Origin of the sequence: Photobacterium jeanii (assembly GCF_001650345.1) — a bacterium.
Lineage (GTDB): Bacteria > Pseudomonadota > Gammaproteobacteria > Enterobacterales > Vibrionaceae > Photobacterium > Photobacterium jeanii.
In genome coordinates this window covers 739100-754005 of sequence record NZ_LVHF01000012.1, presented here as the reverse complement: position 1 = coordinate 754005, position 14906 = coordinate 739100, and the positions used below count along the sequence as shown (strand labels likewise).

The following is a 14906-nucleotide window of genomic DNA, read 5'->3' as shown; positions in this document are numbered from 1 at the left end:
GTGTCAGATTTTTTTACAATACAGAAATATTAATGAACCGTGTGATAACGTTTTAAAAGGAAAAAAGGATCATTTTTGGATGGAGAATTATTGTTACTTTGTTGAATTTTGCTTTTTATGAGTGGGGTTTATTGTTCAGGTTTTTCGATGACGAACAATAAAGAGTAGAGGTGAAGGGTTTAATGGTATATAAGCTTAATGATTTCAAAGGGATAGGTTAATTAGGGTGGTGCTGTCAGTATTTCTTACATGTTTTATAATCTTTGTTCTTATATTGTTGAAAAATAAAGGATATTAAATTGGCATTGTCATTGCTACAGGTAATAAGACAGCTTAACGTATAAGGGAATGACAATGAAATATCTCTACCTATCTATATTGATGCTGATTGCATCGTTATTTAATTTCTCGCATGCGTCTTCTATCGCATGTGGCGCCGCTATTGCGAATAAAGTAACCCTGAATATGGGGTGTGAAGTAGGGTCGCAAAAAAATGATAAGCTGAATCCAACATTAGCTGTAAATGATGATTCAATGTTTAGCATTACCGATTGGGAGTTCTTTGGCAAAATCTTTGAAAGTGGCACGGGGGATAATTCGTTAGATATTGATTTTGTAGGCAATAGCTACACATTTAGCGCAACAGGCTCGCTTCAAATGGGTACGTGGAGCATGTCTAGCGATATTTGGGATGCCTTTGACGATATTATGTTGGTGTTTAAAGGTGGTGTTGCTAATTACACTGGCTATCTAATTAAAGATGGTGAGGTATCTGGTAATTATATGACGCCACAATTGAAAGATGGAAAGCCTCAAGATATTTCACACATTACATTTTACGGTATTAGAGGTACGGGAGTGCAGTGTGAAACAGAACCTTGTGTTCCACCACCACCGCCAGTAGATACTCCTGAGCCAGCAAGTATTGCTCTGTTTATGCTAGGTGTAACTGGTTTAGGTTTGGCTTCACGTCGCCGTAAACAAAAGTGATAAAAGTTTGATATTAGTAAGCTAAAAGAGCGAGTTTCTAACTCGCTCTTTTTCATTTGGTCTATTCATCAAGCGTGAATCGCTAAATTTCTTCAACCTGATAATACTCTAAGCCACCAAATCATGCTCATCTGCGGTTGCCCAAGCAATGCATTCGTCTGCAAGGATTTCGAGTGAATCTAAACAAGCGTCAGGGCGTGTTTGGGCTTGCAATTCTAGTGCGACGGGAATTTCGGTGCAGCCGAAGATCACCGCATCGGCGCCACGGGCCAACATCGCTTCAAATACGGGTGCCATGAGCTTTTGCCCTTCAGCTACATTACCCGCTTTAACGGCGTAGATGCCCGCCATGACCTGCTGTTGTTCTTGCTCGGTCGTTTCAATGGCATCAATGCCTTTTTCAGCTAATCGACCTTGATACATATTGGTCATCATAGTGGCTGTGGTCGCTAAAATTCCCACACTACGGTATTTACGGTAAACCGCTTCTTGCACCACGCTATCGATAATGCTGATGGTATGCACTTGGCTATTTGTTGTGAGGCGAGGGTACCAAAAGTGCGCCGTATTACATGGGATCACAATGCAATCAGCCCCTGATTGTTGTAATTGTTCAAACCCTTGCTTTAGCACCGGAAATGGATCTGGTCCTTTATTTAGGATGCACGCAGTGCGATCAGGGATCTGCGGAACATTACTTACCAGCATTGGGATATGTTCCTGATCATTATGTGCCGGAGTGCGGGCAATAATTTTTTGCATAAAGGTGACGGTGGCAAGCGGTCCCATGCCGCCTAAAATCCCTAGCTTTTTAAGCATGACGTTGTTCCTAGCATGTTGTTGTTAATACTCACTATATGCAGGAGCTGGTGGCTTTAGAAATGCTAAAGCTGGTGCCCTAATGCCGAATCGGTATGGCTTGGTTGCGATCCTTAAATTACAGCCTTGCTCTTGAACAATACCAATATTAAGAAACTGTTTTTTGCCAGTGAAGCACGAATAAATGTCATAACTGTGAGCTGTGTGCGAGCTTGTTCAAGATGTAATAACACCTTGTTAGGTATAATTATTTTCTTTTACCTGTGCTTATTATGAATATTGAAAGTAAGTGGCTAGAAGACTTTCTGGCTTTGGCTGAACTACGTAATTTTTCCCATGCTGCTGAGCAGCGTAATGTCACTCAGCCAGCATTTAGTCGTCGTATTCGTGCGCTTGAAAATGCAGTAGGCGCAGAGTTAGTTGATCGCACCAAAACACCGATTGGATTAACGCCTAGCGGAAAACTATTTCGCGTATCGGCACGTACTTTAATTAATCAAATTGCCGACGGTATTGGCCAGTTATCTGATCTTTCTATGCTGGGCGGAAATGTAGTGCGTGTCGCGGCTGCGCACTCATTGGCGACCAGTTTAGTGCCGAACATTCAGCCTATGCTGAGTCGTGGTCATCACAATCCATTACTGAGTGTTGAAGCTATTGATGTTGATCAGGCGACCGAAGAGTTGCATGAAGGCAGCTGTGACTTACTGTTTGCTTTTGATGATGAGCGCCTGCGACTGCCACCGTATCAATCATTGCGTATTGGCGAAGCAGAACTATTGCCTGTTTGTGCTTGCGATGAACAAGGTCAGCCGCTGTTTTCATTTAACAGTAATGAACCCACCCCTTGGCTTGCTTATAGCCCTAGTTCATACATGGGGCGACAAGTTGAGGTTATTCGCCACCAAGTGAACCTAAATGCGGTATTTTCGTCATCAATGACCGATCTTTTGAAAGCTCTTGCACTAAAAGGGCAGGGGGTAGCATGGCTACCTGATTATGCTATCAAACAAGAGTTAGCATCGGGTGAAGTCGCTCTGGTTGGGGAGTCCTACCTGCGTTTACCTATTGCTTATTATGCGTATCGTTACCAAGCGCGTTTGCATCCTGCGGGTGAGCAAGTGTGGAATACTTTGTGTCAATTGGCTAAGAGTTCCGCTTAATTTTTTCAACAATCGGTTCACTGCTTTGATGTGCTAGTAAGCTCCCGCTAACTATGCGAGAACTTATGCGAAAACATGTGCGAGAACTATTAAAAAGCCCAACCTTTGTTATCAAGGTTGGGCTTTTTGCTGTTATTTGATTGAGCTAGGTATGCTCTAGCAATCCTATATAGTCACAGTATTACACAATCATCGGCGCCAGCAAGAATCCGCATAGGGTTGAGATAATCACGCCTGCTAGTCCAGGTAGTAAGAATGGGTGGTCGAAAATGTTTTTGCCCATTCGTGTTGTACCTGTTGAGTCAAATTCGATTGCCGCAAGTGATGTTGGGTAAGTCGGTAGAACAAAGACCCCAGTGACAGCAACAAACGATGCAAGGATGGCCCAATGAGGCACTTGTAAGCTCAGTGCTAATGGAATGATTAACGGCGTGGTTGCTCCTTGCGATAGCAGTAAAGTACAAGTACCGAATAGCACTACGGAAAGTAGCATTGGGTAGGCTTGTAGTAAGGTGCCTGCTGTGGCTTTGATTTCAGGTAAGTAAGCATTAACCATGGTCGAGCCCATAGTCACAATACCAAGAATCACGGCAACAGAGCTCATGCCTGAACGGAAGGTAGTGGTACGAATAATCTTATCAGGGTTCACCTTACAGAACGGTACCATCAAACACGCTACTGCAAACATACTTACGATGATAATGTCGCGGGTAGACATCATGGCACCATCACCAAATTGCGGACGCAGTGGTGGGAAAGCTGCGTAAATCACAATGACGATTGTTGCTAGCAAAAAGAGTAATACAGAGTATTTGGCTTTAGGGTCGAGCTCGGTTGACGTCGCTGCTTTTGCATCATGTTTTTGTTGGTATTCAGCTTGGATGCGCTCTAGGTACACAGGGTCTTCATCAAGCTCACACCCTTGGCGAGAAGCCACGAATGCACCTACCATTGCTGCAATGAAAGAAGCGGGTAAACACACAGCCATAATTTGCAAGAAGCTCACGCCAATCGGCTCCATAATCGAAATCATGGCAGCCATAGCAGCAGAAATTGGTGAGCCAGAAATCGCCACTTGTGAAGCAACCACTGCCGCAGACAGTGGGCGAGAAGGGCGAACTCCAATTTCTTTTGCGACTTCGGAAATTACAGGCAAGGTTGAGAATACGGTGTAGCCTGTGCCAGCCATGATGGTCATCAACCAAGTGATCATTGGCGCCAGAAAGTTAATATAACGGGGGTTACGGCGCATCAAGTTTCCAGCGTAATGAACTAGCCAGTCCATACCGCCAGCGGCTTGCATGGTGGATGCCGCAGTAACAACCGCCATGATGATCAATATAACGTTAACAGCGGGTTGGCTCGGCTCTAAACCAAACCCTAACGTTAGGATTGCTAACCCTAAGCCGCCAGCTAGACCAACGCCTAGCCCTCCCATTTTTAAGCCCCAATATATGCAACCTAAAACAATTACGAGTTGAATGATTACTAACATAATTTTTTACTCACTGAGTGACAGATTGGTTGGCTCCACGCGTTTGCCTAAAGCCTGAATTTTGCGATTTATCTCACTACTTTTTATGAGGTTAATGGTGGCGGAAGCGACAATGGCTGTTAAATGCTGAAAAAAATTTCGCGATAACAAAACGGCATAGCTATGAGGTGTAAAACGAGAAGTTGTTAACAGTATTTTTTAAAATAAGATTGTGTGAGAGCTTATTTGCAGCAAAAATACGCATTTAAATTCAAAGCGTTTCATATAGCGCGTTAAGCGAAAATGTGACGTTAAAACAAACCTAAGTGATGGGCTTATCAATGGTACCTATTCCAAGTTGGAATGAGTGTCTGTCGTAGCTTTCGTTTTTTATCTGTCAGATTAGCCGTTAATCTGCGGCTCTCGCTGTTGAATTGATTGAATGATTGGAAAGGGTGTCATGGAATTTTCGTTTGAGGTTATCACGGCCTTATTTTTTGTTGCTATGTTGGCTGGTTTTATTGATGCCATTGCGGGGGGCGGTGGTTTGCTGACTTTGCCTGCTTTGTTATCAGCCGGGATCCCACCAACTCAGGCGCTCGCAACCAATAAACTGCAAAGCTCGTTTGGTAGCTTTTCTGCCAGTTTGTATTTTGTTCGCAATGGCTTGGTGAACCTCAAAGAGATGCGATTAGCAATCGTCTGTACCTTCATTGGTTCAGCCTTGGGCGCGGAGTTAGTGCAGTACATTGATGCCGGAGCACTGACGAGCTTGATCCCACTGCTATTACTTGGGATTTCATGTTACTTCCTGTTTGCTCCACAAGCAGGGGTCGGCGGCGGTGAGCCAAAGCTGTCTGAAACCGCTTTTGCGTTCAGTGTTGGCTTTGGTATTGGTTTTTACGATGGCTTTTTCGGGCCAGGAACGGGGTCGCTGTTTACAATCTGCTTTGTCGCAATCGCCCAGCTTAATATGTTGGCGGCAACCGCACGCACTAAGGTACTAAACTTTACCTCTAACATTGCGGCTTTGTTGTTTTTTATTTTTGCGGGGCTACCTGTGTGGGAAGTCGGGCTAGCGATGGCGGTGGGTGGTTTTCTTGGAGCCCGATTTGGCGCCAAGATGGCAATCACCAAAGGACGCGAATTGATCCGTCCTATGGTGGTGATCATCTCAATGATTATGGCGATAAAGTTGCTGTGGGAACAAAATCTGCAATGGTTTCAATAAGTCGCTCTACGCGCTTGGCTTGATAGCTCTTCCGACGATAACAAAGGTGTATTGGGCGTGTTAGCTCATCAAGAAAGTCAAAATGAAAGCAGTGCTGCGGCCCGATGTTGAGGGTTTTAACCACCGACATTGGGATCAAAGCTGGCGCAACGTCACTGAGCGCCAGCTTGGCTGCTGCTGTATAAGAGTCCATCTCCATCATGGGGTTGATCCCCATCTTCTGCAAGATTCCCGCCTGATAGGTGTTAGCGCTATTTTTTAAGTCATTGGTCAGCAAGCCTTGCGGTGGTTTATCTAACTTAGTGGCACTGACAATAATGAATTTCTCATCGAGTAATCGTCGGGTCACGATATCGTGATGGTTAGTTAGGTGTCCGGCGCAAAAGCCGATAGTGGCATCGCCAGATAAGACGCTCTCAACAATAAAAGGTGTTTGCTGAGTAAAAATGCTGATGTGAGGATCGGTTTTGATGTAATCACCCAGCATGTCGCTTAAATAGCCTGCCACTAGCGTCTCAGAGCAAGCCAGAGTGATCAGTGAGGTATCTTGGATCTCTTGCTGTTCAAAAATGAGCCCGCGCATTTCTTTAAAGCTAGGTTCAACGCTGGCAACGAGGTGTAATGCCGCTGTTGTTAGTTGAATATGACGACCTGCAGGTTCTATCAACTTTTTGCCTAAGCGTTTTTCAAGGTTAGCGATCCGTTTACTTACTGCGGATTGGCTGATGTAGAGTCGAGTGCCTGCTTTACTCATGGTGCCTTCTTTAGCAAGTACCAAGAGTGTTTCTATTCCTTCAAGTAACACGGGTAATCCATTAATGAAAATAAGGAATAGGATGATAACGCAGGGTAGAAATGGTGGGGGAGTGAGTGATAAGAAGTAAGGTTGAGAACGTGCGTTGTATCACGTTCTCAATCTCATTTGGCAAGACAAATTACAGGTTGCTGGCTTCTTCAGTCTTGGTGATGCTACCTACTGCAAGTACAGGGGCGACATCTAGGTGTTCTGCATTCATCATTGATGAGATACGTTGAACAGATGAAAGCAATAATGACTGTTCCCACTCTTCCAGCTGTTGGAATTGGGAAATGAAGTTGTCTTGTAATGGCAGCGGTGCTTTGTTTAACACTTCCATACCTTGCTCAGTAAGGTGGGCATGGACTTTTCGTTTATCTAGCTTGCTGCGTTCGCGTACAACTAACCCACGTTTTTCAAGACGGTCTAGAATAGTGGTAGCTGTTGCTTGGCTCATGTTCGTGTTGTTAGAAAGCTGACGAATCGTCACTTCACCCGAATCACGAATTGCGCGCATTAATACCAATTGCGGCCCAGTTAATCCGGCGTCTTTATTGAGTTTTCGCGAGTGCAAATCAATCGCTCGGATAATTTGTCGAAGGGCTATGAGGACTTCTTCGTGCTTGTCCATTTTTATCTCCAAGATCTAACGCCGCGAAACTACAACAAACTCCGCTAACTTGAAAGTAAATGTTGTTTATTTTTATTTTTTGTTGGGAATACGCTAGCAAAATTGATGGTTTCAGGTTCGTGAAACTGGGGTGTCTATAGAATTATCTTAGAAGTGAAAACATTAGAGCTCTAACTAATTTTGCGTTGGCTCGGCTATAATCTTTGGTTAAATAATCTACCATTTGCGGTTAGGCTATACGCAAATTCTGAATATTTTTATATGAATCGCCATTTTTTTTCATAAATGGGCCAAGTTTTGGTACTATTTTGTCCTCTTTAGCTTAATGAAAGATATTATGAGTTCTGACAATCTAACTGTAAAAGACATTGTAGAAAACCTTCAGATTCTTCGAGTACGTTATGAGTTGCCTGATTCATCGGCATTTGTTCGCTACGTACCTCGCTTCGACGACTCTCAGCCAGAAGAGCTGACAGTGCACTCTTCTTGGGGAATCCCAGCAAGTGGTGCTGATAAAACGGGTTCTTTTTCCCTGCCTGAACTAGTCAATGAGCTGCAATACGCATATATCTTGGCTCACACATTTCCTAATATGCAAGCGATGGAATTTTTCCTTGCGGGCTTTGACACAAGCTTGTCGCAACTAGAGTTCATTGGCGGTAACTACGATTTTGACCGCATGTGGATCACCAGTGGCGTGAGCAATCTAGGCATTCCGATGGCTATTTTCTTAGGCCAGCGCAATGCCGTGAATGGTCAACCTTCTGTGACACTCGTTGATCACCGACAACAAGCATCTGGTCAGGTGGTGTACCGCGCAGTACGTGGCGCAGGTGAGCATGTTGGCGAAGACTTTTACTCGGAAGAGTAAGGAGGCAACATGAGAGCAAAATCAGGTTTACTGAAAGGACTCAATCCACCGATGGCACTGACAGCCATGACGGTGATTGCGCTCTTTTTGTTTTTCGGGGCATTTGATCCTGAATTGGCTGCTGAATGGTTCACGGGCGCAAAAGATTCGATTATCGCTGGTTTTAAGTGGTACTACATTCTTGTTGTCGCGTTGTTCTTCTTCTTTGCGGTATTCCTTATTTTTAGTCGCTACGGTGACATCAAATTGGGGGATGACGATACAGAGCCAGAGTTCAGTTACTTTGCTTGGTTCTCGATGCTATTTGGCGCGGGTATGGGTATCGGTCTGATCTTCTGGAGTATCGCCGAGCCAATGTACCACTTGCAAAGCAACCCGTTTATTACTGAAGGTAGTACACCGGAAGCTGCACAAGTTGCAATGCGTTTGACCTTTTTCCACTGGGGCTTACACCCGTGGGCAATTTATGTGATTGTAGGTCTATCGCTCGCTTTCTTCTCTTATCGCCGTAAGCTGCCACTGGCAATTCGTTCTGCGCTTTATCCTATTCTTGGCGATCGTATTTACGGTTTCTGGGGTCACTCAGCAGACGTACTTGCCGTGTTTGGTACTGTGTTTGGTGTTGCAACCTCGCTAGGCTTGGGCGTTGCCCAGATGAATACCGGTCTGAATCAGTTGATGGGGATTGATGTTTCAATTACCAACCAGTTGATTCTGATCGCCATTGTATCTTCGATTGCGACGCTGTCGGTTGTTTCAGGTGTTGGTAAAGGGGTGAAAATCCTTTCTGAGCTTAACCTGTGGTTAAGTATCTTGATCCTGATCTTCTTCGTAGCGATGGGACCAACGATTTACATCCTAAACAGCTTTGTACAAAACATTGGTGATTACCTATCCAATGTTGTGTCACTGAGTTTCTGGACCAACTCAGAAGCTAACGGTACATCAGCATGGCAATCAAGCTGGACTGCATTCTACTGGGGCTGGTGGATTTCATGGGCACCATTCGTTGGTATGTTCATCGCACGTATTTCGCGTGGTCGTACAATCCGTGAATTCTCTATTGGTGTATTGATCGTACCATCGCTACTTGGCATGTTCTGGCTAACCGCATTTGGTGGTACAGCACTTCACATCGAGCTATTTGAAGCTGGTGGTGTGATTGATGCTGTTAACAGCGACTTGACGCTAGCACTGTATGAAACCATTGGTTTGATGAATACAGGTTGGATTGAGCCAATTGCGAAAGGTGTGGTAACCCTGCTGATTTGTACTTACTTCATCACCTCATCGGATAGTGGCACCTTGGTTGTAACTACCTTGCTGTCTGTTGGCGATCAAGAACCACCACTTCGTCACCGTATCTTCTGGGGTTTAGGTGAAGGTCTAGTAGCTGCAATTCTGTTGCTAACTGGTGGTTTGGCTGCATTACAAGCGGCATCGATCACCGCAGGTCTTCCATTCTCTTTGATCATGCTGATGATGTGCTATTCCTTAATCATTGGTTTACGCAAAGAGAAAGAACGCCAGTTCGAAGACCGACTGCGTTTGAAAGCACAAGATGGTTCACCACACATGACATTGATGGATCGTATTGGTCCGGGGAACTAGGTGTTCTTACATCGATAGTCGTGCTGGAAATCAGCATTAATGAAAAAACGCCACTGCTTGCAGTGGCGTTTTTTTATGTACTCAGGCAAAAAATACATACTTGCGATAAGTTGCATGTTTCAATATGTAACGAGAGTGGTTATCATTCGGTAACAAAAATAATTATCAATAATGTTTAAGTTGTTATTGAAATAAAGTTCAGCTGTTATCACAAGGAATGAAACACCATGAAAAAGACGTTTACTCGTACTTTGATTGCTACCGCTCTAATTACCGCACCGCTAATGTCTCAAGCGGCAACTAAACAAGAAGTTGTAGCTCACTATGCTGATATCGCACACAGCGTTTACAGTGATGCACACACAACAGCGTTAGATCTTGATAAAGCCCTAAAAGATTTGATCGCAAAACCATCACAAGTAAATCTTGATAAAGCACGTACCGCTTGGATCGCTGCTCGCGTACCGTACCAACAATCTGAAGTATTCCGTTTTGGTAACGCGATTGTCGATGACTGGGAAGGTCAGTTAAATGCATGGCCGCTAGATGAAGGCTTGATCGACTATGTTGCTGACGATTACCAATATGAGCTAGGCAATGAAGGTGCGCAAGCAAACATCGTTGCCAACAAAGCCGTGCAAGTGGGCAATCAAAAGTTAGATACAACTAAGCTAACGCCGCAATTGTTGGCTGATTTGAATGAAATTGGTGGTTCTGAAGCGAATGTTGCGACGGGTTATCATGCCATTGAATTCTTACTGTGGGGACAAGATCTAAACGGTACTCAAGCTGGTGCAGGCGAGCGTGCTTATACCGACTTTGCTTACGGTAAAGAGTGCACAAATGGTAACTGTGAACGTCGTCGTGAGTATCTGCAAGCAGCTTCTACACTGCTCATTAACGATCTTAAATGGATGGAGCAACAATGGTCTCCTGAAGTAAAAGCGAACTACCGTGCTGAGTTACTCGCTGAAAATGCTGATAACGGTCTTCGTAAGATGCTATTTGGTATGGGCTCACTGTCACTAGGTGAATTGGCTGGCGAGCGTATGAAAGTAGCGCTAGAAGCTAACTCGACTGAGGATGAGCACGATTGCTTCTCTGATAACACTCACAACTCTCACTACTACAACGAACAAGGTATCTATAACGTTTACACAGGCACATACATGCGTGTAAACGGTACTTTGGTTTCTGGCCCGAGTATTCACGATCTTGTGGCGAAGAAAGACAAACAAGCTGCGAAAGAAATTCAAGCTCAGTTTGATAAAACACGTAGCACGGTTTACACCTTAGTCACTTCTGCTGAGAAGAATAATCAGCACTTCGACCAATTGATTGCGTCAAGTAATGCCGCAGGTAATAAGTTGGTGAACACATCAATTGATGCATTGGTTAATCAAACCGTTGAAATCGAACGTGCAGCTAAAATTCTGGGGGTCGAAAACCTGAACCCAGATACAGCTGATCACCAGTTCTAATATGACGATGCCGCCTTTCGGGGCGGCTTTTCATTTATGGCTGTTATTTTCGGCCTCAACGGAGACGAAAGGCGCTCGCCTTTAGCCTCAACCTATTAATTCCCATGCTTTTAAATTAGCAGTGATAGCTAATCAACAAGCAGATGAATAAGTGCAAAATTATGAAGTATTCACTGGTAACAATTACGCTTCTTAGCCTGTTGGCGGCGCCTTTAGCAATAGCTCAAGACTCTACACAGACAAAAGAGTCAGCAAGCAAAGGCACGATAAACAAGACCGCGCGCTTTTCTGGTGGTGCGACGAGCGTGAATAAATCGGGTCCAAATGCTTTTTCCCTACCAGCAGCAAACCTACCTTTGACTAAGCGCTTAGATTTTAGCGTTGGTAACAGTTTTTTCCGTAACCCTTGGGTGCAAGCACCAGCGACGACAGATGCGCGTGATGGGTTAGGACCACTTTTCAATACCAATGGTTGTCAGAACTGCCACATCAAAGATGGACGTGGTCATCCTCCTCGTCCGGGTGACACTAATGCGGTATCTATGTTGGTGCGACTTAGCATTCCAGCAATGACACCAGAGCAGAAAAAAGCCCTGATTCGAGATGGTGTGATCCCAGAGCCAACTTATGGCGGACAACTGCAAGACTTTGCGATTTCTGGGGCTAAGCCTGAAGGGCAGATCAAGGTCAGCTATCAAGACGTTCCCGTAAAATTTGCCGATGGTGACGTTGTCACTTTGCGAAAGCCTCAGCTAGAAATTACCGATCTTCAGTACGGTCCGATGCATCCAGATGTGCAAATGTCGGCACGTATTGCACCGCCTATGATTGGCTTGGGGTTATTGGAACAGATCCCCGCAAGTACCTTAAGCGCGATTGCTAAACAGCAGCTCGAAGAGGGTAAAGGTATTTCAGGTAAGCTCAATGAAGTCTTGGATGTGCAGACAAATGAACTCACCGCTGGACGCTTTGGGTGGAAAGCGGGTCAGCCAAGTTTGATGCAGCAAAATGCCGCCGCTTTCAATGGTGATTTAGGACTGACCAGTCACTTATTCCCGAATGAGAATTGCAGTAGTAACCAAACGATTTGTAATGAATTGCCAAACGGTGGTGATCCTGAAGTCAGCGAAAAGATCCTTAAGTTTGTTGAGTTTTACTCACAACACCTTGCAGTGCCGGTTCGTCGTAACTTGGAGGATCCTCAAGTGATCCAAGGGGAAAAACTGTTTGCTCAAGTTGGTTGTGGTAGTTGCCATCAAAGCCAATTAGTGACAGCGAAAAACGATGCTTTACCTGCGTTATCGGAACAAAAGATTAATCCATACACAGATCTGTTATTACACGATATGGGAGAAGGTTTGGCTGATCACCGTGGAGAATATCTCGCAACCGGAACCGAATGGCGAACCGCGCCATTATGGGGGATTGGTTATACCGAAGAAGTGAATGGACATACCAACTTCCTTCATGACGGTCGCGCACGCACACTTATGGAAGCGATACTTTGGCATGGCGGTGAAGCGCAAACCAGCCGCGATAAAGTGCTGGCGATGTCAAAACAAGATCGTGATGCGCTAATTGCATTCCTAGAGTCGCTATAAGGTGATGACAATGAATAACCCATTATTTAAATCAGCTTTAGCGGGTTCGATTGCGGCATCAATGTTGGTAATGACTGGGTGTCAGCAAGAACAGCAAACCATGAGCCAAGCAGTGCATCAACTGCATCTCGATAGCGCGACAACATTTGCTGAAAAAACCGCAACGTTTGATAAGCAATTAGAGCTGCTTTGCCGTGCTCCTGCCGAGACGAGTTTAAAACAAGCGCAAGGTGGTTGGTTGCAAGCCATGCAATCTTGGATGGCACTGCAAGGGCGCGAAAAAGGCAGCGAGGCGGCACTTGCGCTGAGTTGGCAGATCCAGTTCTGGCCTGATAAGAAAAACACCACGGGTCGTAAGTTACAGCAGTTACTAAAACAACCACAACAATGGCAACCAGAGCAATTAGCAGTGCAGAGTGTTGTGGTACAAGGTTTGGGAGCCGCCGAATGGTTTTTGTTTGATCAGCAAAGCCCGCTAGTCATGGGCAGAGACAAAACAGGCTATTGTGATTTGTTAACGGCTGTTGGTGGGCGTATTGCAGACAGTGGTAAAGGGCTGGAGCAAGCTTGGCAGACGAACCCTTGGCGCGAATTACCTGCCACAATGGCACTGGCTGAATACCTTGGTGCTATTAATAATCAGCTCGACTACACCATGAAAAAGTTAAGCCGCCCGCTAGGAAAGCCGGGCTCGCCAAAAGTCTATCAAGCGGAATCTTGGCGCTCGCAAACATCGATGTTGAATTTAAAAGCCAATGTGGTTGCCATGCAGCAACTTTATTTAGCAAACGGGAAGGGGCTAGATCAGCTATTGCGTAAGCAAGGCTATTCAGGAACGGCTGATCGTATTGCCAACCGCTTTACGTCTTTAGTTGAGGCTTGGCCAGCATCGCCTGCAATGGTGCCAATGCTGAAAACCAAAGCGGGCTACCGTGAACTACTGAATATTTATAACGGCTTAGAGTACATTCAAATTGCGCTACAAGATGAAGTCGCGCCCGAACTAGGTATTGTTGTGGGGTTCAATGCAACCGATGGTGACTAATTCAACTCGTCGCCGCTTATTAAAAGCGGCGTTAGCATCAGGGTGCTGTTTATCGCTCAATGCTGTGCTGGGCTGCCAAGCTGTTTCGTCGTCACGCACTTCTTCTCAGCAAGCAGCCATTGTTGGCTGTAGCCGTACATTGGCTGGCGGCTATGCTGTTGTTGTGGCTGATCAGCAAGGGCAACCTTTATATCAGGTGGATTTGCCAGCCCGTGGGCATGGTGTTGCAGTCCAAAAGCAAGGTGATTTAGCCGTTGCTTTTGCCCGTCGCCCCGGTCATTTCATGCAGCTGTTTAACTACCGCACTGGTGAGTCGGCACCATTATTATCGGCAAGCAATGACCGCTATTTTTATGGTCACGGTGCGTTTTCATCAGACGGACAATGGTTGTACACCACCGAAGGTGAACGTGGCACGAGTCAGGGGATTATTGGTGTTTATCGTGTTGAAGCTAACAAGCTGACCAAGGTAAAAGAATACACCAATTTTGGTATTGGCCCCCACGAAGTCGTGCTGGTTGACGATAACACATTGGCGGTCGGGGTAGGTGGTGTTCATACCCAAGGTCGTACACCTCTTAACTTGGCGACGATGCAGCCAGCATTGGTGTATTTAGATGCAAATAACGGTGCCATTTTAGAGCAGGCGGTACTGCCTGATAAAAAGCTCAGTATCCGCCATTTGAGCGTGACTGAAAGCGGTGATGTAGTGTGCGGACAACAGTACCGTGGCGAGCCAGAACATGGTGCACCTTTAGTGGCAATTCACAAGCGTGGACAACCTCTAAAGTCACTTATTGCAGACGATGAAGAGTGGCTGCGGTTTAACCATTACATTGCCAGCATTTCGAGCTTAGATGGATATTTATTAGCAACCTCACCTCGAGGTAATTGCTATGGCATTTGGCGAGAAAGTGATATAAAACTCATTGAAATACAGCCTCTTATTGATGCGTCTGGTGTTGGGGTTATCAATAACCAATGGTTGGTTGGCTCTGGGTCTGGCACTGTGTTAAGTGTGTCGCAAGGTGGTCATAAATCGACCAGTAAAAGCCCAGTGTTATGGGATAATCACTGGAGTGTTTTGGCTTAAGTTTAAGAATTGATACACCTTGTTAATTGATGGAATACTAAATTTAACTCCCAGTAGTAATTGTGTTTGCCATACTTACATTATGTTAGTGGGAGAGTAG

The 14906-nt window shown here is 45.2% G+C and carries 13 protein-coding genes; 9 read left to right on the top strand and 4 right to left on the bottom strand.

The window, feature by feature from the left end; genetic code table 11:
• The first annotated feature begins 354 nt into the window (after positions 1-354).
• Positions 355-990, top strand: a complete 636-nt coding sequence (locus tag A3K86_RS04785; RefSeq protein ID WP_162844292.1) for a PEP-CTERM sorting domain-containing protein — start codon at positions 355-357, stop codon at positions 988-990.
• Positions 991-1098: 108 nt separating this feature from the next.
• Here A3K86_RS04785 and cuyB read toward each other — a convergent pair whose 3' ends face one another.
• A complete protein-coding gene (gene cuyB, locus A3K86_RS04780) occupies positions 1099-1809 on the bottom strand; it encodes a cysteate racemase (protein WP_068328435.1) in 711 nt (236 codons plus the stop codon).
• Positions 1810-2081: 272 nt separating this feature from the next.
• Here cuyB and A3K86_RS04775 point away from each other — a divergent pair, with 272 nt between their 5' ends.
• Positions 2082-2972: a LysR substrate-binding domain-containing protein gene (locus tag A3K86_RS04775; protein ID WP_068328432.1), complete on the top strand. Its 891-nt coding sequence runs from the start codon at positions 2082-2084 to the stop codon at positions 2970-2972.
• 181 nt (positions 2973-3153) lie between these two features.
• On the opposite strand, the gene A3K86_RS04770 is transcribed toward A3K86_RS04775, so the two are convergent.
• Entirely contained in the window at positions 3154-4467 is a 1314-nt protein-coding gene (locus A3K86_RS04770; RefSeq protein ID WP_068328429.1) for an anaerobic C4-dicarboxylate transporter, read from the bottom strand.
• A 439-nt stretch (positions 4468-4906) separates the two neighbouring features.
• On the opposite strand from A3K86_RS04770, the gene A3K86_RS04765 reads away from it, so the two are divergent.
• On the top strand, positions 4907-5677 hold the full coding sequence (locus A3K86_RS04765; RefSeq protein WP_068328425.1) for a TSUP family transporter: 771 nt from the start codon (positions 4907-4909) through the stop codon (positions 5675-5677).
• Here A3K86_RS04765 and A3K86_RS04760 read toward each other — a convergent pair.
• Positions 5628-6482: a LysR family transcriptional regulator gene (locus tag A3K86_RS04760; RefSeq protein WP_068328423.1), complete on the bottom strand. Its 855-nt coding sequence runs from the start codon at positions 6480-6482 to the stop codon at positions 5628-5630. The genes A3K86_RS04765 and A3K86_RS04760 overlap by 50 nt on opposite strands.
• Before the next feature lie 130 nt (positions 6483-6612).
• Entirely contained in the window at positions 6613-7104 is a 492-nt protein-coding gene (locus tag A3K86_RS04755) for a MarR family winged helix-turn-helix transcriptional regulator (RefSeq protein ID WP_068328421.1), read from the bottom strand.
• Between the two features lie 337 nt (positions 7105-7441).
• Here A3K86_RS04755 and A3K86_RS04750 point away from each other — a divergent pair, with 337 nt between their 5' ends.
• The 6 genes from A3K86_RS04750 to A3K86_RS04725 all read left to right on the top strand — a co-directional run bounded on the left by A3K86_RS04750 (position 7442) and on the right by A3K86_RS04725 (position 14806).
• Complete coding sequence (locus tag A3K86_RS04750; protein WP_068328417.1) at positions 7442-7975, top strand: hypothetical protein; 534 nt, start codon at positions 7442-7444, stop codon at positions 7973-7975.
• A 9-nt stretch (positions 7976-7984) separates the two neighbouring features.
• Positions 7985-9586: a BCCT family transporter gene (locus tag A3K86_RS04745; RefSeq protein ID WP_068328410.1), complete on the top strand. Its 1602-nt coding sequence runs from the start codon at positions 7985-7987 to the stop codon at positions 9584-9586.
• Between the two features lie 227 nt (positions 9587-9813).
• Complete coding sequence (locus tag A3K86_RS04740) at positions 9814-11067, top strand: imelysin family protein (protein ID WP_068328407.1); 1254 nt, start codon at positions 9814-9816, stop codon at positions 11065-11067.
• A gap of 161 nt (positions 11068-11228) precedes the next feature.
• A complete protein-coding gene (locus A3K86_RS04735; RefSeq protein WP_084406511.1) occupies positions 11229-12668 on the top strand; it encodes a di-heme oxidoreductase family protein in 1440 nt (479 codons plus the stop codon).
• A gap of 10 nt (positions 12669-12678) precedes the next feature.
• Positions 12679-13713 (top strand): imelysin family protein, encoded by a 1035-nt coding sequence (locus A3K86_RS04730; protein WP_068328405.1) that lies wholly within the window; start codon positions 12679-12681, stop codon positions 13711-13713.
• The gene (locus A3K86_RS04725) at positions 13703-14806 is read left to right on the top strand and encodes a DUF1513 domain-containing protein (protein ID WP_068330214.1); all 1104 of its coding nucleotides are present in this window, start codon (positions 13703-13705) and stop codon (positions 14804-14806) included. Before A3K86_RS04730 ends, A3K86_RS04725 begins: the two co-directional genes overlap by 11 nt.
• Positions 14807-14906: the final 100 nt, after the last annotated feature.